Source organism: Listeria immobilis (assembly GCF_014322845.1).
GTDB lineage: Bacteria > Bacillota > Bacilli > Lactobacillales > Listeriaceae > Listeria > Listeria immobilis.
The window spans coordinates 188,327-209,206 of sequence record NZ_JAASUA010000006.1; the positions used below are offsets into that span (position 1 = coordinate 188,327).

Consider the following 20,880-nt stretch of genomic DNA (forward strand, 5'->3'; position numbering starts at 1 on the left):
TTAACCCTCCACTCTAAGCGCGATTCCAGCATATGGTCCCATCTTAATTTTTGTTTCAGAAATATTTGCTTCACCAAAAACAAGGGTTGCTTTTTCTTCCAGTGAAAAGTCCACAAAGCCCTCTCCAAAATGAAGTAAAAACAGAAATTCACCACGTCTATAGCTTAGTAACTCACCAGCTAATTTTAAAGATGTATATTCTTCTTTTTTAAAGTCCGTTGTTTTTCGAAAAGCCAATAATGCTTGATAAAATGTCCACATTGATTTAGCTTCCTTCTCCGGTAAGCTCGCTGATTTAATCCAAGGTTCACCATCCGAAAATGCTTTTTTATCAGGAAATACCATCGGCCCTCGTGCTTTATCTCGTGTTTTTTGAATGGCGATTTCTAAGGCACATTCTGGGTTCAAATCCCCCTCCAGCGCTTGATAATATGCAGAAACCCCTTGAATATCACGCATCTCTTCCACTGATGTAAAAGTAAGGTCTGGCATTCCCATTTCTTCACCATAATAAATAAACGGTACGCCTTTTGCTGTTAACATTAAGAAAGCCAAAAGTTTTGTTTTTAATAAATCCCCATCAGCAAGTCGTGTTGTAAATCTACTCATATCATGACTTCCGAAAAAAAGAGTTGGCCATTGTCCGTCTGATAATGCCATTTCCATTGCATTTAATGTAGAAAAGATCGATGCAGCATCCACTTTTTCCACACTACCAAAATTAAAATTAAAAGTAACGTCTAACATTTTTTTCGAACTATAGCTAGCGATTTCAGTTAAATCATCCGAGCTAATTTCCCCTACTAGAAAAACATCTTGGTCTTTTTTACAAAACCTAGAAATTTGTTCTAAAACATCTTTTAATCCTGATTGATTGCGGTCATATAGATGTTTCATCTCACCATTTTCTACCGGGTTATCAGGAAATTCCAAAACCAAAGTCAAATTATTAATAACATCCAATCTAAATCCAGCGACTCCTTCATTTAGCCAAAAAGCTAACACATTTTCCATTTCTTTTTGAACTAACGGATTGGCCCAATTTAAATCTGCCTGCTCTTTCGCAAAACTATGATAATAATATTCCTTTGTTTCTTCGTCAAATTCCCAAGCTGTTCCTCCAAAAAAAGATTCCCAATTATTCGGCTTCTCACGCCAAATATAATAATCCCGCTTAGAATTAGTTTTACTACGACGTGATTCTCGAAACCAAGCATGTTCAGTGGAGGAATGATTTAAAACTAAATCAATAATGACTTTAATATCGCGTTTCGCAGCTTCCCTCATAAACTCACGAAAATCGTCCATATTACCATAATCAGGATTAATTTCGCAGTAATCCGAAACATCGTAGCCATTATCAACTTGCGGCGAAGGATAAAACGGTGTTAACCATATACCGTCTATCCCCAATTCCGCTAAATAATCAAGCCGATTTGTCAGTCCTTTAAAGTCACCTAAGCCATCACCATTACTATCCTGAAAAGATTTCATATAAATTTCATAAAAAACGCTGCCTCGCCAAAACTCCAAGCCAAGTCACTCCTTCTATTTCAAAGTAAATTGCATTCCTTCTTGGAATTTCTTCGAGAAGAATAGGAAAAGAATAATCAAAGGAAGCGTTAGTAGTACAGAAGCCGCATACATTGGACCTGGATAAGTAGCATATGGTCCAAACATTTGTGAAATCAATACATTTAACGTTACTGTGCTATCGCTTTTCGTTACTAACATATCCCAAAGTAAATTGGTCCATCTGTCCGTAAACAAGAACAAAAAGATAACGGTTGTAATTGATTTTGACATTGGTAAAACGACCCGAAATAAAATCTTTAAATCACTCGCCCCATCCAGTTTTGCTGCTTCAATTAATGTATCTGGAATAGCTTTAAAAAAGTTAGTATACATAAATACTGCCCATAAACTAAGCATTGTCGGAATAATCATCCCGGCATACGTATCTAACAGCCCCATATCCGTAATCATTAAGAACTGCGGAATAAGCAAAATAATTGCTGGAAAAAACATCTGAAATAAAATGGCATTATTAACTAGTTTTTTTCCTTTAAAATCTACTTTTGCCAATGCATAACCAACCATTAATCCAAATAACAACATAAGCCCAGTGGCAATTGTTGATACGATAATTGTATTGATAAACGCATGAATCCATGGTGCTGGCGCTGCTACAACTGAATTACCAAATAACCAATCCCATGAACGCATTGTAAATTCAGTGGGAATTAATTTTTTGTCCACTTGATCCCAAGCTGCAAATGAGTTCAACACAAGATAAATAAATGGATAAATCATGACTAACATTAGTAAAGTTGTTAAGATATAACGAACAATTTTACCTGCTTTACTATTATGTCCAACCATTTCGTTGACCCCATTTCTCAAGCATTTTCTTAATAACACCAATCGATGCAAATGTTACAGTTGCAGCTATAAGCGAAATAGCCGATGCATAACCTGAATTTAAATTAACAAATGCTTGGTTAAAAATTTCCATTTGCCATGTATTGGTAGCAAAGTTTGGCCCACCACCAGTTAATTGATACACCTCAGTGAAAATACCAAAACTAACACCTACCGCAAGTACAATGACAGTAAATAAGGCAGGATAAAGCATTGGTACAGTAACTTTCCAAAAAGTTTTAAATCGACCAGAACCATCCATTGCAGCCGCCTCATAAATTTCATGGTTTATACTCGCTAGCCCAGAAATTAAAATAAGTGCATAATACCCAGACATTTTCCAAGCAATCATAAGTGAAATAATTACTAGCGCAGACATTGGAGTTCCCAACCAATCAATATCCCAGCCAAATTGATTACGCAAAAAGACATTTAATGCACTATTATATGAAAGTAGTCCTTGTACAATTAAAGAAGTTACAACACCCGACGATAAATACGGCAGAAAGAAAGCAACTAAATAAAGCCCTTTGAATTTCGGAAGCCCATTAACTAAAACAGCGACAACCATTGAAATAATCAAAGCCATTGGTACAAAAACAATTAAAAACTTATATGTCACAAAAAAGGCTGCTTGAACTGCTGGACTTGTAAATGCTTTAACAAAATTATCTAAACCAACAAAATGGATATCCGGACTCATCATATTCCAATCAGTAACGGATAACCAAATGGACCAAACGAGCGGTACTAAGAAAAATATCGCTGTGAATATGAGATACGGGCTGGTAAATGACCAGCCCAATTTGTTATTTCGCCGCTTCATTCTTGAAGCACCCCGTCCTCAGCTTTCTTCATATCTGACCAAGCTTTTGCAGGTTTTTTCTCGCCACGAACAATTGGGTTCCATGCTTGTTCACCAATTATTTGTTGAATATCATTATATTTAGCATCATCCATTGCTGGAATGCTATGTGGTACATTTGCTGCGTAAACTTCTAATTCTGGATTTTCTTTAAAGAAAGCTGCAAATGCATCATTTTCTGTTGCATCATCACGAGCTGGAATTAAGTTGGTTGTTTCTAAGAATTTCAAATCATTTTCATCATCACTATATACAAATTCCAAGAAATCCATTGCCGCTTCTTTTTCTTTATCTGTTGCCTCCGCATACATAACTACGCCTTTAGAATCGGCATATGTAGCAATATTTTCTTCATCCGCCATGTTATCAGGTACTAAAGGAGCGCTTATTGTGTAGTTCTCATTGTATTTCAACTCAGGAAATTTTTCGTCCCAATTTGGGAAAGTCCATGGGCCATTGTCTGCCATAATACTTGTACCTGTTTCAAATGGATCTGTTGCTTTACTAGAAAGAAGTAATTTGTTTTTTTGTAATTCCGACATAAAAGTAAGCAGTTCCGTACCAGCCTTATCATCTGCAACTAATTTTCCATCTTCTACAAATGCATTTCCTTTAGATGCTGCATCATATAGTGGGAAGAAATCGAACCAACGCATCCAAGCGGTTGGATCGGATAAATCACCTTTTGCCCAAAGAACTTTATCTGGATATTTTGCTTTTAGTTTCTTACCAACCTCAAGCGCTTCACTATATGTTTTTGGTGCAGCATTATAACCAAGTTCTTTAAGCGTATCTAAACGCCAAGCAAATAGTATTGGATTAGAATAAATTGGTAACACATACTGGTTGCCATCAGAGAACTTCCATGAATCCATTGTTTCGGTCATATTTCTTTCATCTACCACTTTATCGAGTCCCTTTACATCATTTAAAGGAACAATTGCTTTACTATCTGCTAATTGCGCTGCGAAACTACGATTGATATTTTCAGACATTGTTGGTGCCGTTTTAGAGGCAATAGCTGATTGAATAGTTGCTTCAGAAGATGGACTTTCTTTCATTTGGCTAACTTCAATGGTTACATCTGGATTTTCTTTTTCATAAGCTTTAGCCATTTCATCCCAATATTTTACTTGTGTTGGATTTGGAGCAGCCCAAAATGTTACTTTTGTTTTCCCACTATCATCACTACTTTTACCATCCGCACCGCCACAAGCTGTTAGCAAGGAACCAACAACTGCAATACTAAGAGCTGCATAAGCAATTTTTCTAATCTTCATATCAATAATCCTCCTAATTCCACTTTTTTTGTAATTGTAAGCGCTTGATTACGATTACATTATCACATTACATTTTTGTAATGTCAATAATTACTTTTAATAACCCTATCTACACAAACATTCACACAACAACTAGAACAATACACAACAAAATTATTTATAACATTACTTTTTAATTATAAAATTTTTGCTATTTTGTGAATTAACTTCTATAATAGAATAAAATAGGAAACATGGAGGGGGAAAAAATGAAGAAAGTGACAATGCAAGATATTGCTGACAGGTTGAATATAACAAAAAATTCCGTGTCACAAGCTCTAGGAAATAAAAATGGTGTCAGCGAACAAACCAAATTAGCTGTTTTTAAAATGGCTGATGAACTTGGTTATAAATATAAAAAAGAAATAGCTAGAGAAGTCGTAAAAGAAAAATTCGCATTACTTGCAACCTCATTCGCGCTATCACAGCGAAGTTTTTTTGGAGAGATTATTGATAATATGAAACAAAGCATTATCGCCAGGCAAGGAGAGCTTGTTATTTTTACCGTAACAGACGAGGAAGCTAGCCTAAAACAACTTCCTGAACAATTGACCAATCAGAACTGGACTGGTATTTTCTTGCTGTCGCATATTAGCACAGACTATAGCAAACAAGTTATCGAGCTCGGGATGCCTGTGGTACTTATTGATCACCATGATCCTCATTTAAAAGCCGATGCTGTTATTAGCCAAAATAAAGATGGCGCCTTTACAGCAGTGGAGTATTTAATTCAAAATAACCATCAAAAAATTGGATTTTTAGGAGATATTACTTTTTCTCCAAGTTATGAAGAACGATTGGAAGGCTATAAAAAAGCACTAACGCACTATCAAATTCCGTTTAATAAAAAATATGCTATCACTCGTATTAAAGAAGAGCAGATGAGTCTCTATAAAACGTTGGATGAACTGGATGAACTGCCAACAGCCTGGTTTTGTGTCAACTCAGGGCTAGGATTTATTTTAAATACTTATTTACAATCAAAAGGCTATACCATTCCGAAAGACTTATCGATTATTTGTTTTGACAATACGGAGTTTACTGTACTAAGCAAGCCACCACTCACAACTATGTGCACTAATTTAGCATTTATGGGTGAAAAAGCAGTAGAATTAATGTATAACCGCATAAGAAAACCAGAAGAAGGCTATGTTCATCTGGCTCTGGCGACGAATTTAATTGTACGAGACTCTGTTAATACAAATAAAAAAACGATTCAGCAATGATAAGCTGAATCGTTTTTATTAATTTGTTTTTAATATGGCAAAGTCTTTTTGTAAAAATCTCCATACAGCTTCAAAAAGTTGCTCCGCTTGCTTATCCTGACAAATAACGTGATCTGCCCCTTCCAAAATGAAAAGTTCTTTTGGTCCTGGAATGCTTTCCATTAAGAAGTTAACACTTTTTTCGACAGGAACAACCGAATCATTACTACCCTGCGCAATAAAAGTTGGAATTTCAATATGTTCAAAAACAGGTTTTGCTAAAGCTACCATTTTTTGAAATTGAAGCGCGGAAGTCCACGGAGTCTCTGTCATTTTCTTTTGATAGCGTTTGAACATCGGACTATTTTTTAATGTGACTTCTTTTGCTTCTGCTAATACTTGTTTGGAATTCCCAATAATTTGCGGCCATTCCATCGCATTTACTGCAGTACTAAGTAACACTAGTTTTTTCACTTCCGGGTAGTGCCTCGCAAGCCATCCAGCAAGCAAACCACCCATTGAAAAACCAATAATATATACTTCTTCGTCTTCTTTTAAAAGTTGACTTAAAATACTGTCTACAAAAACAAGCCAATCTTTATATGTCACATTTTTTAAGTGGCGCAGGTGATCATGGCCTGGCAAAGTGGGCGTAAGTATATCCCAATCTGTGTGCTCCCGCAAATAATCAGCGAGTGGCTTCACCTCTTTTGGCGAACCTGTAAAACCATGAATACATAGACAAGCAACCATTATGCCTTTCCTCCTGTTCAAATTATTACCTGTGCATTGACCATATTGGTATGTCCAAATTTATTCGTCACTTAATAATAAGATTTTCTACTACATCTTTCAAGCCCATTCCATAAGAACCTTTGACCAGTATCCATTCATTTCCGCTTATATCATGAAGAAGTGCTGTTTCAAGCGATTCCTTCGTGTCAAAATGTTGAACTTTTTCCTGACCAATTTTTGTTTTTGCCACAGATTCAAAAGCTTTCATTGCATCTCCTAATAAAAATATCTTCTCAATCGTTCCGTTTTCAAGCACTTCCGCAGACTCTTGGTGCAGTTGCTCAGATAATTCACCTAATTCTAGCATATCCGCAAGAACTAAATACTTTGGCTTTCCTTTTGAATCCATATGCATAAATGTTTTTAAAACTGTTTTAAGTGCTGTTGGACTAGAATTATACGCATCGTTTAAAATTCTTGCGCCATTTTTTGCTGTTAACCATTCTAAGCGGCTTTTTGAGCGTTCCATATTCTTTAAAGCTGTTTGAATCTTCTTGCCTTCTATCCCAATTTCTCTTGCTGCGAGCATTGCTGCCATAGTATTAAATACGTTATGCTCCCCGATAATCGGAACAAATATCTCTAAATCAGGTTCCCAATTGGTTATAAATGCTGTTCCTTCTGTTTCCGCACGAATTTCTAACGGATAAATTTCAGCATCATTTGATTTACCGAAAGTTAACTGTCTAAAGTCACCTTCAATATGGCTTAATAGCAAGGTTTCTTCATATGGATAAATTAAAATCCCACTCGGATTAAGTCCAGCAGTTATTTCTAATTTGGCTTTTGCAATTTCTAAACGTGATCCTAAATATTCAATATGCGCTTCTCCAATATTGGTAATAATGGCAATATCTGGTTTGGCAATTTTGGATAATACTTCAATTTCATGACGGTGATTCATGCCCATTTCAAGCACAGCCACTTCTGTATCTTCTGGCATAGTTAAAATCGTATATGGCAATCCGATATGATTATTGAAATTCCCGCCAGTATAATGAACTTTATACGTAGTCTCTACCATCGCAGCCATAATATCTTTTGTCGTTGTTTTCCCGTTACTTCCAGTGATAGCAATAACTTTTGGCTTTACTTCTTGTATATACTTCATCGCTAACTCTTGAAGTGCAAGTAAAGTATCCTCCACTAAAATAACTGGAAAATCAGTCGGCGGATTAGGAATATCTTTCTGCCAAAAACTTGCAACAGCACCCATTTCTCGCGCTTGCCCTACAAACTCGTGCCCATCACGCAAATTACCTACAAAAGGGACAAATAAATCGCCTGGCTTTATTTGCCTTGTGTCAAAGCAAACACCAGTAATAACGACATCGCGAAATGCATCTGTATGAATAGAATTATCTAACATTGCTACTACTTCGCCTACTGTTTTTTTCAAATTCAATCGCTCGCTTCCATAAAAAAGCAGCTTCCTTAGTTGAAAACTGCCTTCTGCTTATTTTAGTCTTCTAATTTATATTTAAGTGCATTTTTTGCTGCATGGCGTTCTTTTGCTAAATCTACTAATCGTTCAATTAACGCTGGATAAGGCAAACCTGTTTCCTGCCATAAAAGTGGGTACATGCTATAAGGTGTAAAACCTGGCATTGTATTTACTTCATTTAAAAACAATTGGTTGTCGTCAGTTAAAAAGAAATCTGCTCGAACAAGTCCACTAGCATCTAGTCCTAAGAACGCTTGAATAGCATATTCTTTCATTTGTTCCAATATTTCAGGATCTACCTCAGTCGGAATAATTAATGTTGTATTGTTATCTTGATATTTCGCTTTATAGTCATAAAACTTCGCTACCGCACCTTCTGGCAATATCTCTCCTGGCACAGAACAAATCGGCGTATCATTTCCAAGAACACCCATTTCAATTTCGCGTGCAATGACACCCTGTTCAACAACAACACGACGATCATATAAAAATGCTTCAGTCATCGCTTCAGTTAATTCTTGTTTATTGGTAGCCTTGCTAATACCAACACTTGAACCAAGGTTTGCTGGTTTAACAAAAACTGGATATTCAAGTACTTCTTCCATTTCACTAACCATTTCATCTTTAAAGTTATTCCAATCAATTTGTCGAACAGCCACTGCGGGAACTTGAGGAATTGCCGCATCAGCAAAGATTTTTTTCATAACAATTTTATCCATTGCTGCGGATGAAGCAAGCACGCCATTCCCTACATAAGGAATATTTAAAACTTCAAATAGCCCTTGTACCGTACCATCTTCCCCGTTTGGTCCATGCAATAAAGGAAATACTACTGTTTCTTGACCGTCTGCTTGTAAGACAGCTGGACTAATAAGTTCTCCCGCTGATTTTTCGGTTTCTGTTAAAGCTAATTCCACCTTATCTGCTACCTCAAAACGCAATTGCTCTACAAAATCTAATTTTCCTTCTAGAAGCGGGCCTTGTACCCATTCTCCTTCATTTGTAATATATATTGGTTGTGCTTCAAATTTGTTTAAATCCAGTGCATTAATTAGAGAAAATGCTGTTTGTAAAGAAACCTCATGTTCTGCAGATTTTCCGCCGTATAGTAAAATTAACTTGGTTTTCATAATACCCCTCCGTCATTATTCGCTTTATCTATTTTACCATGTTTTAGCAAGATGAAAAGGCATAACTAAAAAATAGGTTGAAAAAATCTTCTTTTTTAAGTAAGACAAATGTTCTCTTACTCGAAAAAGGACTTTTTCAACCTACCTTATTAAACGCCAGATGTTAATTTTAAGCCAACGACACCAGCGATAATCATTGTAATAAATAATATTTTGCCAACACTTTTACGTTCCTTAAACACCAGCATTCCTAAAACAACACTTCCGACAGCGCCAATTCCTGTCCAAATAGCATAACCTGTCCCAATGGGAATTGTTTTAAGCGCTAATGATAATAGGAAGAAGCTGCCTGACATAAAGATAACCGTTAAAATGGCATATCCAACTCGTTTAAAACCTTCTGATAGCTTTAACATAACCACAAATACCATTTCACATAATCCTGCAATAAATAAGAATAACCAATCCATTTTTATCTACCATCCTTTTCCGGCTCGCTACCATCGACTAATTTTAAGCCAATAATTCCTACCAATAAAACAATGAGCGATACAATTTTCCAAAAAGAAACACCTTCTGAAAGAAACACCATTCCGACAATTGCGGTCCCTGCTGCTCCAATCCCTGTAAAAATAGCGTATGCCGTACCAATTGGAATATGTCTCATCGCAATTGAAAACAACCAAAAACTAACTATTAAAAAGGCTACAGTTAAAAGACTCCACCCAAGCATAGTAAAACCGTGTGATTCTTTTAGTCCAAAAGCCCAAACTATCTCTGACAATCCTGCTAAAATCAAATAAAACCAAGCCAATGTTATTACCTCCAATTTATTTAAGCAAACCTTCGAGAACTTCCCAAGCGGATTCTCGGCGAAGCTCAAATTCCGTTTCATCATAAATCCCATGCTCTACACTAAGCCCATCTAGGAGTGCATAAAACACATGCATCCATCTCACTAAAGTAGCTTCTGTTGCAATTTGTTTTAATGTTTCTCTTAAAATATCGTTCGTTAATTGTTCGTAAGTCTTTGTCTCTTCTTTTAATTCTTTAAAAAGTGACTTTGGTGGATAAAAAACAGCTCGTTGAAAAAATTTCTTCTCATCTGGATTACTCGAAAAATCTGTTGCAACAAAAAATATTTTCCGAAGTTTCTCTACTCCAAACAAATCTTCATTTAGTGCCACTTGTTGAAGTTCTTTTAGCTCTGTTTGGATGCTATCTTGATATACTTCTAAAAAAAGTGCCTCTTTTGACGAAAAATGAGCATATAAAGATGGCGTCTTAATCCCTACTGCTTTTGCTATTTCGGAAAGAGCAGTACCATCATAGCCTTTCTCGGCAAAAAGGGCTAATGCGGTCTCTTTTACTAATTTTTTTGTCATAAGATTTCCTCCTAACTAACGTTCATTAGTTATATAATAGCAAATAAAAAACCAAACGTAAAGGAAAAAGTTTGATTTTTTATAATTCGATATAATTCCATTCATTTTGCTTTAAATCATATACTAGTTTTGCTACTTCTTTTTCGTAATGTATAATTGCACTGTTTTCAAGTTCTGTCATTTCTTCTTTTAATCCTATGCCAATTGGAACTTCAATTTGCGTGCGTGTTTTAATAATGTTTTCAAAAGCAATACAGGCACCGTCACGGAAATATTCCGCCATTTTTTTCAATAATTCAACTGGTGGTTCTGCAATATATTTTTTCTTTCCAAACGATAAAAATGATTTTTCATTTACGAGTTCTGTTGTTTTTCGAGCTATAACAAAACTAAGTAACATATAAAAATGGTTTAAATTGCGATAATAGACTTTATTATAACGTCCATCCTCTTTCGTTAAGTAAACAAAATTATTTTGCAACTTATAGTAAAACGGAGACCGCAAATGACGCCCTGTATGTGCTAAATATAGCATTTCCGCTACTTCTTGAGGGGTTAATTGATTCAAAAGTTCTACATCTTCAAAATCAATCCAACAAAGCGGACTAAAATTTTCTTTGGATATATTTGCTAAATCATTTGGTTCCAAATAGTAAAAAGCTGTATGGGCATTATATGATGCATCTTCTATTTTGTGTTTAATTAGCAAAATATTTTCGGGCGGCTGGCCGACTCCATTTAAGAAATCGCAAAAAGAAATACCACTTGTCGCTACATTATTAATAACATGATCAATATGAACATAAATAGATTGTTGATTTATCGCTTCTTTTTTCATGTATTTGCCTCACTCTAATTCTATTTTCTATTAATAGGTAAAAGCCTTCCTTATCCATCATACAACATTTCTAGCTAAAAAGGATAACAGAAACATCAAAACTAAGTGACTAATTGATGACAAATAAAAAAAGTGAAGATAATTTATATGAAAACCAAGCCTCCTTGTGTCTTTTTGGATACATAGGACGATTTAAATGCATATAAAAAATCTTTCACTTTTTCTTTTACTGCAATCGAAGTGTCATGTTAGGAAGCGCTTTGCTACTAACAGATTGCCAAATATCTTTTCGTGATTTTGTTTTTTCGACTACAATGCCTTTTTCTTTAAGCTGACGGATTACTTGATTTAAGTCTTTTTGTTTATTATCCAAGCTCATCACTCCATCTTTTAAAATTTGTTTTCATTCTCATTTATTTCTTTCTCTCTTTCTTTACTTTAACATATTATCTTTCTTAAAAATACCCTATTTCTTCATAAACTAACCTATTTACACGATTTTTTTCAAGAAAGCGTTTGAAAACCGAATTTTATCGCTTATTTCTTCCTCAATATAAAGGAAAAACTCATCCCTATTAGCTTTCTTTGTAATAAACTCGATACTAAAAATAATTTCCGCGTTTTTTCTGCTTAGCTAAATTAATCTGGCTAGCAATTTAGACACACAAAAACTCTCTATAAAATAAAGAGAGTTTCTGCTTTTCGCATCATTTATTTACTGTTTATGGTGCAGGGAAACCGACAGCATATCCTTCGATTTGATAAGTGACCACTACATCCTCAGTAGATAGTGTTCCTTCATAATTAGTTGAGATATTTTGGCGATTGTACCAAAACATAATTCCACTAGCCCCATCATCCGGGTCTTGTGAAATGAGGTACTCCACCGGATTTCCTTTATCATCTATAATATTAAAGTAAACTCGTTTTGGTAAGGAATAAGTTTCATCTTCCTTACTTTGAATAACTATATCACCAACTTGTTCGTTTTGATTATATGTTTGCTGATTATAATCTAGTTTTACTTGGTACTTATCTAAATTTGGATAAAGAGGAATAAAATCGCCATTTTTAAACGTTGACAGGTCTTCTACAACAAAAGGATTTCCATATTTATCAACAAATTTAATCGTAATTTTAACATCTTTTAACTCTCGATACACATAGACTATTTCTTGTGCTTGGTTAGAAAGTGTCCCTGTTGCATTATTAGGCAATCTAGTACTATCTAGTTTAAGCCCTGCAATTTTCGGTTGATAGGCATCCGTTGTTGTATCATAGCTTTCGCCCACATTTCCGTCAATAGTTTGCGGAGCGTGTATAACGTTTCCAGCTGTATCAACGTATTTTACTGTAACGGTTCCTGCTGATACTGCTTGTTTTTCATAGATATAAGTTACTTCTTGTGATTCTTTCGTGAAACTTCCACTCGTGTCACCAAGAACTTTTTTATAGTTATACCCGTCTATATCTTTTTGTGTCGTATTAAATGTATCTCCTATAGCTCCTGTTAATGTCTCACTAGGTGCTAAAGTGCTGCCATTTTCATCTTGATAATTAACAGTTACGATTCCTTCTTGTGTTGGAGTCGGCGTGTTATTGTTTTCAGATGTATGAATATAGCCAACATACGTATAACCAGTAATCGCTGCTGGTTTTTTCGTTTCTGTTGCACCTTTAGTTGAGATTATACTTTCTTGTGGTTTCAAATGACTATTTTCTGCCGCTTGTGCGAAGGAACTTACTAATAAGCTGCTTCCACCTATTATAGCTATAAATAATAAAATTTGTTTGGAATATCTTTTTTTCCAACTTAGGAGAGTAATTCCACCTACAACCATTAGAACTCCGAGAATAATGATATATGCGCTAATGCCAGTATCTCCAGTTTTTAATAAACTATATGGATCAGCGGATTTATCAGCTGAGCTTGTAGAAGCTTGTATACTATTATTCGCATTCCCGCTCTTACTTTCAGCTAATTGTGCATTACCTTTTGATTCACCAGCTACATTTGTTGGTGATTCTGAAGTACGAATTGGATTATTATTTGTGGTAGCTGTTGAATCATTATTTTCGGTACTATTTGTATCGTTGTTAGTACTAGTCGAAGTGTCCGAAGCATTTTTTTGATATACAAATAGGTAGTTTTCTAAATCATTCGCGTATATTTCACTTGGAGTTCCTTTTGTAATACTGTTTTTTTGTTCATCTGTTAAGGTACTAATATCCACATAATCATAAGTGACTTTGCTTGAATCAGTTTCATCAGCAAGTGCTACTGAACCACCTGCTAAAAGACTTGTAAGAAATAAAACACTTACAAACAAATAACTAAAAAGGCTTTTTTTCATTGAATCATCTTCCTTTCAATATCATTTCTTGCTTTATTATCAGCTTTAGAAAGTTTTATTTACTATTAGATTTGATTTATAGTAGATATTATTTTAATGCTTTGGTGAAATGTAACTACTATTCCATGTTTTAGTCTCCTTATAATAAAAATATCTGTCATTTCAAAAATAAAGTATCTAATTGATTTATCGGACAATATTTATTTTAGAGGAATTTGCGAATAAAAAAAGAAGCTAAAACCGAAAAAAATTGCAAAAAAGGCGTTTTTTTGTCTAAGTTGTGAAGGTCGCGCATTTGATTAGTGGATTAAAAACACTTGAATATTGGTATAAAGCCATTTTAGTGATTTTATAAATATTCTCAGCGGAGAATTAAATGTTGTTTAAAACAAAAAAACAGAAATTCTCGATTTACAACGAGAATTTCTGTTTTTATACGATTTATTTTATAGTACTTTATCTAAGAAACTTATAGTTCTTGGATTTGTTGGATGATCGAAAATATCTACTGGTTTGCCTTCCTCCACGATATAGCCGCCATCCATAAAGATGACACGATCACCAACTTCACGAGCAAAGCCCATTTCGTGCGTTACAATCATCATTGTCATTCCGCCTTTAGCTAGCTCTTTCATAACCCCTAGTACTTCACCGACCATTTCTGGGTCAAGGGCAGAAGTTGGTTCATCAAACAACATAATATCTGGGTCCATTGCAAGAGCTCTTGCAATGGCGACTCGTTGCTTTTGTCCCCCAGATAGTTGACTTGGGAACTCCTCTGCTTTTTCTTTTAGACCAACTTGTTCTAATAAACGGAGCGCATTACTTTTCGCTTCCTCTTTATCCATTTTTTTTAATTCTACAGGAGCAAGCGTGATATTTTCTAAAACAGATAAATGTGGAAATAAGTTAAAATGTTGAAAAACCATTCCAATATTTTCACGAACTTTATTAATATCTACTTTTTTATTTGTAATATTGAAATCATCCACAATCACTTCACCAGCTGTAATTTCTTCTAAGTTGTTCATACAGCGAAGGAACGTACTTTTCCCAGATCCAGAAGGTCCAATGACACAAACTACTTCGCCTTCTTTGACTTCTATATCAATTCCTTTTAGTACTTCATTGGCACCAAAATTCTTTTTTAGTCCTGTTACTTTTAATTTAGTCATTTCGTAATCTCCTTTCTAAACGATCCGACACTTTTGTTAAAATGGTAATTACAATCAGGTACATGATTCCAATGATAAGCCATGTCCATGTACTTTCAAAGGTACGCGCCATGATAATTTTTCCAGATTGTGTTAGTTCGACTAAGCCAATTGCTGACATAATCGAGGTATCTTTTAAAGTGATAACGAACTGATTAATAAAGGATGGAATCATCATTCGAATAGCTTGTGGTAAAACGACTTTTAACATCGCTTTTTTATGTGGTAAACCTAGACTTCTAGCTGCTTCCATTTGGCCTTTGTCGACCGATTGAATTCCGCCACGTACAATTTCAACCATATAGGCTCCCGCGTTTAAGCTAAGTGCAATCACCCCGGCTAGAAATACTGGCATCCTAAAATCAAGTGCTGCTGGAATACCAAAATAAAAGAAGAATGCTTGTACAATTAGCGGCGTTCCGCGGAAAATATCCACATAAACAGTAGCAATTCCACGTAATATTTTGCTGTTACTAACTTTCATAAAGCCAAAAGTAATACCAATAATAAAGGCAATAATTAATGAAACAACTGCTAAGCGAATGGTTAACCACATTCCAGCTAAAAGCGCTGGCCAGGAAGATTTAATAATTCCCATAAAACCTTTTTCTGTGGTGTTTTCTTTTACAGCATCTTTACCTAAATAACTTTTAAGAATATCATCATATTCACCGCTTGCTTTGATATTTACTAAACCAGCATTGAATTTTTCTAGTAGTTCTTTGTTTTTGCCTTTATTAACAGCAAATCCATAAGAATTACCTTTTTCTTTTTCAGTAACAATTTTTAAGCCGTTTCCTGTTTGAACGCCATAAGCTAGTACAGGATAATCATCGAAACATGCCACGGAATTTCTTGTTTTAACATCATCATACATTTGGGCTGAATCATCAAAAACAACAATATCAAAATCATATTTATCTTTAATTTTTTCTGCAAAGGCATAACCTTCTGTACCTGTTTTAACAGCTACTTTTTTCCCTTTTAAGTCATCATAACTTTTGATTTCGTCGTTATCTTTTAAAATTCCCATAACAACTCCGGAATCAAAGTATGGATCAGAGAAATCAAATTTTTGTTTTCGCTCATCGGTAATACTCATTCCAGCAATAACACCATCTACTTGATTGGCTTCAAGCGCTTGAACTGCTGCATTGAATCCCATTGCTTTAATCTCGTATTCAAAATTTTGATCTTTGGCGATGGCTTTAAGGATATCCATATCAATCCCTACTTGCTCACCGTTTTTCTCAAATTCAAAAGGGGCAAAGGTTGTATCAGTTCCAATTAAGTATGTTTCTTCGGCCGCTTTTGCATTTACCCCGTTTCCTGTGAAAATGAACATGGCAACACATGCAATCGCCATTATAAGTATGAAGCGTGAAAATTTCTTCATAGTTTGTCCTCCCTCTATGTTTCTTTTGCTTTGATTTCTGTATTTTATGTAGCATTAAATTTTTTCCGTACTTGTAAGATTTTACCATAAGGCAAGGTTATTGACCATAGTTAATTATGATAAGATTTTCAATATCGCAAAGAAAATAAGCCAATGGAAAAACGTTATCTTAGAAGGAAAGCATGGTATGAAATGGACTAATTATCTCGGACTATCGAAAATAACACTGCTTACTTTTGCAACCATAAGCCTGAATAAGATGGCTAACTGGCTATGTAAAAAGGCTTTCCTTTTGTCTATAAATAGGGGAAAAAGAAAGTTCTCATTGTTTAACCTTTGAGAACTGAGGTGCTCGACGCATGGCTTTAAGTTTGTATTTTTCATGTTTTTTATGGGTTTTAAAGCCAAAATGGGCATACAAAATTTGAATTCAAATAGAAGAACAAACCGAATTTAAGTGGTTTGTTCTTCTAAATTTGGGTCTGCGCTTACTATCTAGTGGTTATCATTTGATACTTGTATCACCTTTAGGAGAATAGCAATCAAAGACCATATCATCTATTAAAAAGTCTGGATTAGAATTAGGTTTTTTTCCATAACCATTTCCACCAGAAACTTCGTCTAACATCTCTGTCTTATATCCTTTAGAAGCAAATAAATTAGCAGTTTCATTCTGTTTAATAAGACCTCTAGAATTAGGAGGTGAATAGTCGCCGATAGGTTTGCTTCCCTCAGATAATGATGGTTTTATCTTAGAACTTTTTCCAACTCCAACAACTTCCTTAGCCCCATCGGCTTTCTTCGTACTTTTTTCAGCCTCTTTCCCCTTGTCTGCTTTTTTATTGAGCTTATTTAGGTCTTCTATGCCTTCTGTTACAAATTTAAATCCTTTGGTCCCATATTTTCCGAGAATAAATGAGATACTAATCTATAATAATAAACAACCTGCCAAATAGTAGGTTGTTTATTATTTATCGAATTTTTACTAGTAAATTGCCTTAATATTTCTTCATTGTATACAAATAGCTTCGGTTAGCTATTAGCAACTTGATTAGTGAGTCTACTTCTTACTAGTCAAGGCTTTATCACTTGATTACCAGTCTCGTGATAAAGTGCCTTTTTTATTTATTTTGTTGTAAAAATGCTTCCAAAATTCGTTTTACTGGTAAACTAGCATTTTTCAATAAATTTTCTGCTTTTTCGATTATTGCCTTGTCTGAAATAATCAAATTTCTATATGGTTCTCCATCAAATGAACGTAATGAATCTAAAGCATATTCAACTACCTCATCATTTTCATGTAGCAATTCTAATAATACATTGAAGCCATTCATACCTGTTTCCTCATCAATACAATAGGCTAACCTAATTTTATACTCATCTTCCTTATTATTTAAATTATGAGTTAAATCTTTCCAATCATTTTCTGTAAATCCACTTAATAATTCTCGTACATACAAAAATTCATCATCAAAAAAGTAATTGTCTGAACTATTCTCAGATAAAACTTCATCTACTTTTTCATACATTATTTTTTCCTCCTCTATTTAGTAAATCCTCCTGGAATTGGTGCATTTACTTTTCCTGTTGGATAACCACTTACGATATTATCTCCTAGCTTAACTACATCTATCTCTACACCATCAACAATTGCTCTATGCCATGTTGCCCCGTCTCGTCCTCTAACACTGATTGTAGGAGAGTTCCCGACATCCTTAATACTATCTAAAATTTTAGTATCACTCCATCCATCTGGAAAAACGGTACTATTTTTTATTTTAGAAAGATTTCCATCTGGAAATTGAGTAACAATTTTGATGTCTTTTGTACCATCAGGATTAATTTTAATAGTCTCAGTTGCAAAGTTTGGATGGTTATTGTTAATACTTGAAGAATGCCCGCCAATTATTTCATTTTTAGTAGGATTTTTCCTTTGTCCCCAAAGGATTTTTTCTTCCATTTCTGGAGTAATAATTGAGTTAGCCCCACTGGCTTTCTTCGTACTCTTTCCTACCTCTTTCCCCTTATCTGCTTTTTTATTGAGTTTATTTAGGTCTTCTACGCCTTCAGCAACAAATTTAAACCCTTTGGCCCCATATTTTCCTATTTTAATAGGTGGAATGATAAATAACAAAGAAAGTCCTCGTTCGCCCCATGATAGCTTGTCTCCGGTTATCGGGTCTTCTCCAGTCATAACTCTAACACCGTCTCCTATCGGTGTAAAGAGGTCGGCTATTTCTTTTATTGCTTTCACTGGGTCAAAGTCTTTTGCTTCGGCTTTCATTGCTTCTGCTTGGGCTAGCATTTTCCCTAAGCCACCATCTTTTCCTGCCCATTTATCATGTTTTACGGTATTTTCTGGTGAGCTCTTACTTATTTTCTGTTTGAATCATTTCTTTCACTCCTTTAATTTTTGATACACGAAAAACGGTATCAATGTTTTCACACTAATACCGTTTCAACAGTCTACAATTTAGCTGATTGTCCTTCAAATAAACATTCAAAAAGACTAGAAAGTCCTTTGAATTTTTTTTACAATAAATACAACTAGCTTTTTGTTAGCTACTAACTACTGGCAACTTGATTAGTGAGTGTATACCTTACTATCAAGGCTTTACTACCCGACACCAATCAGGTAGTAAAGAGCTTTTTTTATTTAGTAATCCAATTATTGATTTTCAATACTTATTGAAAGCATTGTTCCAAAACAAAGACTGGCAATTGTACTATTCTCTCTTAAAACTCTCAAATATATATCTTCCTTTTTCAATTCAGTGACATTATCAAAATCTCCATAAAAAATATCTTTTTCTTTATAGGTCAAGAACACACTAATTTGGTTTTCATAGGTTCTTATAAAGATTGTTAAAGTAAAATCATCTTTGCTAATTTTATACGTTATATTGCCATCACCTACATTGTCAGTCAAACTTTCACTTTCAGATAGAAATAGTTCCATCAAGTCTAATTCATCATATTTCATTTTTATCTGTCTCCTTTATTTAGGTATTACTGTGATTACATCACCTAAATCATTAATTATAACTGAAACATCACCAGTTTCAAATTTCCATGTATTTATTTGGTTTCCTGCAGTTTTCACACCATTTTTTATAGCGTCTTCAATAACTGATGGTGGAATATTTCTTGGCTGTACATATTTTTTTATAAAATCGCTATATTTTCTTGTTCCCGGAACATATCCCTTACCCTTAGCAATTTCTTGTGCCCTAGTATGCAATTGAGCTCGAATATCCGGTGTGTCAGGAGCCATTCTTTCTAAAGCATGGCCAGAATACTTACGACCATTTATAGTTGCTCCATTTTTATTTAAACTCCAAGATATATCATCCACAGCTCCGCTGGCTTTCTTGGGGCGGGAGACTTGTCTATTAAATTATGTAGGCAAAACATTGCTACAACAACATTTTACCACACTTTGTTTAGCTTGCTAAACAACAGGGGAACGAAGAAGAAGAACGTCAATATTTAGACCATATTATTGGTATGTTTGCATGGACAAACAAGCATTATTGGGAGATTGCCGACTTTCTTTATTATAAAAGATTGCAAAAAAATATTACCTCTGCCTCCAAAAACACTTTCAAAAAATTATCCGAAACAAAAAAAGAGGCTGGGACAAAACTAAAGCTCAGCACTAAAAGTTGAAAAATCGAAAAGCAGAAATCATTGTATAGAGCCATTTCGAAAAATGGATTAGACATGATTTCTGCTTGTTTTTCATTTTAGAACCCCTTTTGTCCCAGCCTCATTTTCAATTAATTTTTTAATTATCTTTAATATAATCTTCCGCATCATCAATAAAAGATGTTAATTTCAAATCAGGATACTTTTTATCTAGTTCTCTCAAACAAGATATAAACTTCTTACTTTGTAAATTTTCGGAAACATAGTCAAAAACAGAACTAATCAATAATACATCATCTTTAGAACCATTCATCAAGTACTTAATTGTTTCATCCTCATTCTTTGATAAAATATTTGTTAATTCTTCCCAGCTTCGTTCTAGTCTAAAATCATCATCTTGATTTATACTTCTTCTTTTTTTTAAGTTTTCTTGAATTTCATCTGAAATACTCATAAACTTTCCTCCTTCTAAATATACAAAATTAAGGCTGTTTAGTACCATCTGGAAAAATGGTACCAATCTTTCCATTTGTTTTTATTACTCCTATTCTCACTCCGTTAACCTCACCAAATATAATTTCTCCATCTTTTGCTTTTGCAAATTCTGGAAGGCTTGCTACTTGCTGTCCAGCACTCTCAATATCTTTTGTTGTCCAATTTTCTGGAAACCATGATTGACCAGTTCCAGTACGTTTAGAAGGTGTTTTATGCGAAGGTACATTACCAACTCTAACACCATTTGAATATGTTTTTTCGATATTCACTTCTATACCATTTTTTCTCAAAAAATCAATATTATCTTGCCCATGCCCTCCACCTTTCATTTTTGAAATTGCACCGGTCTTAGGATTTTTAGTGAAGTCACC

Annotated in this window: 23 protein-coding genes; 1 reads left to right on the plus strand and 22 read right to left on the minus strand. The window is 34.5% G+C overall.

Annotation, left to right across the window (positions count from 1 at the left end; all coding sequences use genetic code 11):
- The 4 genes from HCJ45_RS09805 to HCJ45_RS09820 are packed head-to-tail and all read right to left on the minus strand — an operon-like array spanning position 1 to position 4,566.
- Positions 1–1,533 carry an alpha-glucosidase gene (locus tag HCJ45_RS09805; RefSeq protein WP_187124678.1) on the minus strand — a complete coding sequence of 511 codons (1,533 nt, stop codon included), beginning with the start codon at positions 1,531–1,533 and terminating at the stop codon, positions 1–3.
- 15 nt (positions 1,534–1,548) lie between these two features.
- A complete protein-coding gene (locus tag HCJ45_RS09810; protein ID WP_185348510.1) occupies positions 1,549–2,382 on the minus strand; it encodes a carbohydrate ABC transporter permease in 834 nt (277 codons plus the stop codon).
- Positions 2,369–3,247 carry a carbohydrate ABC transporter permease gene (locus HCJ45_RS09815; RefSeq protein WP_187124679.1) on the minus strand — a complete coding sequence of 293 codons (879 nt, stop codon included), beginning with the start codon at positions 3,245–3,247 and terminating at the stop codon, positions 2,369–2,371. Before HCJ45_RS09815 ends, HCJ45_RS09810 begins: the two co-directional genes overlap by 14 nt.
- On the minus strand, positions 3,244–4,566 hold the full coding sequence (locus HCJ45_RS09820; protein WP_187124680.1) for an ABC transporter substrate-binding protein: 1,323 nt from the start codon (positions 4,564–4,566) through the stop codon (positions 3,244–3,246). Before HCJ45_RS09820 ends, HCJ45_RS09815 begins: the two co-directional genes overlap by 4 nt.
- Positions 4,567–4,814: 248 nt before the next feature.
- On the opposite strand from HCJ45_RS09820, the gene HCJ45_RS09825 reads away from it, so the two are divergent.
- Positions 4,815–5,831 carry a substrate-binding domain-containing protein gene (locus tag HCJ45_RS09825; RefSeq protein WP_187124681.1) on the plus strand — a complete coding sequence of 339 codons (1,017 nt, stop codon included), beginning with the start codon at positions 4,815–4,817 and terminating at the stop codon, positions 5,829–5,831.
- An 18-nt stretch (positions 5,832–5,849) separates the two neighbouring features.
- Here HCJ45_RS09825 and HCJ45_RS09830 read toward each other — a convergent pair whose 3' ends face one another.
- The 18 genes from HCJ45_RS09830 to HCJ45_RS09910 form a co-directional block, all read right to left on the minus strand.
- Positions 5,850–6,563, minus strand: coding sequence for an alpha/beta hydrolase (locus HCJ45_RS09830; RefSeq protein WP_187124682.1), 714 nt, complete (start codon positions 6,561–6,563; stop codon positions 5,850–5,852).
- A gap of 67 nt (positions 6,564–6,630) precedes the next feature.
- The gene (locus HCJ45_RS09835; RefSeq protein ID WP_185348519.1) at positions 6,631–8,004 is read right to left on the minus strand and encodes a UDP-N-acetylmuramoyl-tripeptide--D-alanyl-D-alanine ligase; all 1,374 of its coding nucleotides are present in this window, start codon (positions 8,002–8,004) and stop codon (positions 6,631–6,633) included.
- Between the two features lie 62 nt (positions 8,005–8,066).
- A complete protein-coding gene (locus HCJ45_RS09840; RefSeq protein ID WP_187124683.1) occupies positions 8,067–9,179 on the minus strand; it encodes a D-alanine--D-alanine ligase in 1,113 nt (370 codons plus the stop codon).
- Between the two features lie 149 nt (positions 9,180–9,328).
- Positions 9,329–9,649, minus strand: a complete 321-nt coding sequence (locus HCJ45_RS09845) for a DMT family transporter (protein WP_187124684.1) — start codon at positions 9,647–9,649, stop codon at positions 9,329–9,331.
- Between the two features lie 2 nt (positions 9,650–9,651).
- Positions 9,652–9,993: a DMT family transporter gene (locus HCJ45_RS09850; RefSeq protein ID WP_185348522.1), complete on the minus strand. Its 342-nt coding sequence runs from the start codon at positions 9,991–9,993 to the stop codon at positions 9,652–9,654.
- Between the two features lie 16 nt (positions 9,994–10,009).
- Positions 10,010–10,564 carry a TetR/AcrR family transcriptional regulator gene (locus HCJ45_RS09855; protein WP_187124685.1) on the minus strand — a complete coding sequence of 185 codons (555 nt, stop codon included), beginning with the start codon at positions 10,562–10,564 and terminating at the stop codon, positions 10,010–10,012.
- Positions 10,565–10,643: 79 nt separating this feature from the next.
- Positions 10,644–11,402 (minus strand): hypothetical protein, encoded by a 759-nt coding sequence (locus HCJ45_RS09860; RefSeq protein ID WP_185380980.1) that lies wholly within the window; start codon positions 11,400–11,402, stop codon positions 10,644–10,646.
- A gap of 226 nt (positions 11,403–11,628) precedes the next feature.
- The gene (locus tag HCJ45_RS09865) at positions 11,629–11,775 is read right to left on the minus strand and encodes an Lmo0850 family protein (protein WP_187124686.1); all 147 of its coding nucleotides are present in this window, start codon (positions 11,773–11,775) and stop codon (positions 11,629–11,631) included.
- Between the two features lie 349 nt (positions 11,776–12,124).
- A complete protein-coding gene (locus tag HCJ45_RS09870; protein ID WP_187124687.1) occupies positions 12,125–13,756 on the minus strand; it encodes a MucBP domain-containing protein in 1,632 nt (543 codons plus the stop codon).
- Between the two features lie 446 nt (positions 13,757–14,202).
- The gene (locus tag HCJ45_RS09875) at positions 14,203–14,931 is read right to left on the minus strand and encodes an amino acid ABC transporter ATP-binding protein (RefSeq protein WP_187124688.1); all 729 of its coding nucleotides are present in this window, start codon (positions 14,929–14,931) and stop codon (positions 14,203–14,205) included.
- Complete coding sequence (locus tag HCJ45_RS09880) at positions 14,924–16,366, minus strand: amino acid ABC transporter substrate-binding protein/permease (protein WP_187124689.1); 1,443 nt, start codon at positions 16,364–16,366, stop codon at positions 14,924–14,926. Before HCJ45_RS09880 ends, HCJ45_RS09875 begins: the two co-directional genes overlap by 8 nt.
- Before the next feature lie 505 nt (positions 16,367–16,871).
- Complete coding sequence (locus tag HCJ45_RS15050) at positions 16,872–16,994, minus strand: hypothetical protein (protein WP_281384478.1); 123 nt, start codon at positions 16,992–16,994, stop codon at positions 16,872–16,874.
- 493 nt (positions 16,995–17,487) lie between these two features.
- Complete coding sequence (locus tag HCJ45_RS09885; RefSeq protein ID WP_187124690.1) at positions 17,488–17,895, minus strand: hypothetical protein; 408 nt, start codon at positions 17,893–17,895, stop codon at positions 17,488–17,490.
- Positions 17,896–17,909: 14 nt separating this feature from the next.
- Complete coding sequence (locus HCJ45_RS09890) at positions 17,910–18,671, minus strand: EndoU domain-containing protein (RefSeq protein WP_187124691.1); 762 nt, start codon at positions 18,669–18,671, stop codon at positions 17,910–17,912.
- A 363-nt stretch (positions 18,672–19,034) separates the two neighbouring features.
- Positions 19,035–19,349 (minus strand): hypothetical protein, encoded by a 315-nt coding sequence (locus tag HCJ45_RS09895; RefSeq protein WP_187124692.1) that lies wholly within the window; start codon positions 19,347–19,349, stop codon positions 19,035–19,037.
- A 15-nt stretch (positions 19,350–19,364) separates the two neighbouring features.
- Positions 19,365–19,721, minus strand: a complete 357-nt coding sequence (locus HCJ45_RS09900; RefSeq protein ID WP_343068886.1) for a hypothetical protein — start codon at positions 19,719–19,721, stop codon at positions 19,365–19,367.
- Positions 19,722–20,153: 432 nt separating this feature from the next.
- Positions 20,154–20,468, minus strand: coding sequence for a hypothetical protein (locus HCJ45_RS09905; protein WP_187124693.1), 315 nt, complete (start codon positions 20,466–20,468; stop codon positions 20,154–20,156).
- 28 nt (positions 20,469–20,496) lie between these two features.
- A partial coding sequence (locus HCJ45_RS09910; protein ID WP_246456542.1) for an EndoU domain-containing protein occupies positions 20,497–20,880 on the minus strand: 384 nt, incomplete at its 5' end.

Coding starts and splice junctions, on each gene's coding strand:
- HCJ45_RS09810 (WP_185348510.1), bottom strand. CDS start 2,382: ATGGTTGGACATAATAGTAAAGCAGGTAAAATTGTTCGTTATATCTTA.
- HCJ45_RS09815 (WP_187124679.1), bottom strand. CDS start 3,247: ATGAAGCGGCGAAATAACAAATTGGGCTGGTCATTTACCAGCCCGTAT.
- HCJ45_RS09820 (WP_187124680.1), bottom strand. CDS start 4,566: ATGAAGATTAGAAAAATTGCTTATGCAGCTCTTAGTATTGCAGTTGTT.
- HCJ45_RS09825 (WP_187124681.1), top strand. CDS start 4,815: ATGAAGAAAGTGACAATGCAAGATATTGCTGACAGGTTGAATATAACA.
- HCJ45_RS09830 (WP_187124682.1), bottom strand. CDS start 6,563: ATGGTTGCTTGTCTATGTATTCATGGTTTTACAGGTTCGCCAAAAGAG.
- HCJ45_RS09840 (WP_187124683.1), bottom strand. CDS start 9,179: ATGAAAACCAAGTTAATTTTACTATACGGCGGAAAATCTGCAGAACAT.
- HCJ45_RS09845 (WP_187124684.1), bottom strand. CDS start 9,649: ATGGATTGGTTATTCTTATTTATTGCAGGATTATGTGAAATGGTATTT.
- HCJ45_RS09855 (WP_187124685.1), bottom strand. CDS start 10,564: ATGACAAAAAAATTAGTAAAAGAGACCGCATTAGCCCTTTTTGCCGAG.
- HCJ45_RS09860 (WP_185380980.1), bottom strand. CDS start 11,402: ATGAAAAAAGAAGCGATAAATCAACAATCTATTTATGTTCATATTGAT.
- HCJ45_RS09870 (WP_187124687.1), bottom strand. CDS start 13,756: ATGAAAAAAAGCCTTTTTAGTTATTTGTTTGTAAGTGTTTTATTTCTT.
- HCJ45_RS09875 (WP_187124688.1), bottom strand. CDS start 14,931: ATGACTAAATTAAAAGTAACAGGACTAAAAAAGAATTTTGGTGCCAAT.
- HCJ45_RS09880 (WP_187124689.1), bottom strand. CDS start 16,366: ATGAAGAAATTTTCACGCTTCATACTTATAATGGCGATTGCATGTGTT.
- HCJ45_RS15050 (WP_281384478.1), bottom strand. CDS start 16,994: ATGTTAGACGAAGTTTCTGGTGGAAATGGTTATGGAAAAAAACCTAAT.
- HCJ45_RS09885 (WP_187124690.1), bottom strand. CDS start 17,895: ATGTATGAAAAAGTAGATGAAGTTTTATCTGAGAATAGTTCAGACAAT.
- HCJ45_RS09890 (WP_187124691.1), bottom strand. CDS start 18,671: ATGCTAGCCCAAGCAGAAGCAATGAAAGCCGAAGCAAAAGACTTTGAC.
- HCJ45_RS09895 (WP_187124692.1), bottom strand. CDS start 19,349: ATGAAATATGATGAATTAGACTTGATGGAACTATTTCTATCTGAAAGT.
- HCJ45_RS09905 (WP_187124693.1), bottom strand. CDS start 20,468: ATGAGTATTTCAGATGAAATTCAAGAAAACTTAAAAAAAAGAAGAAGT.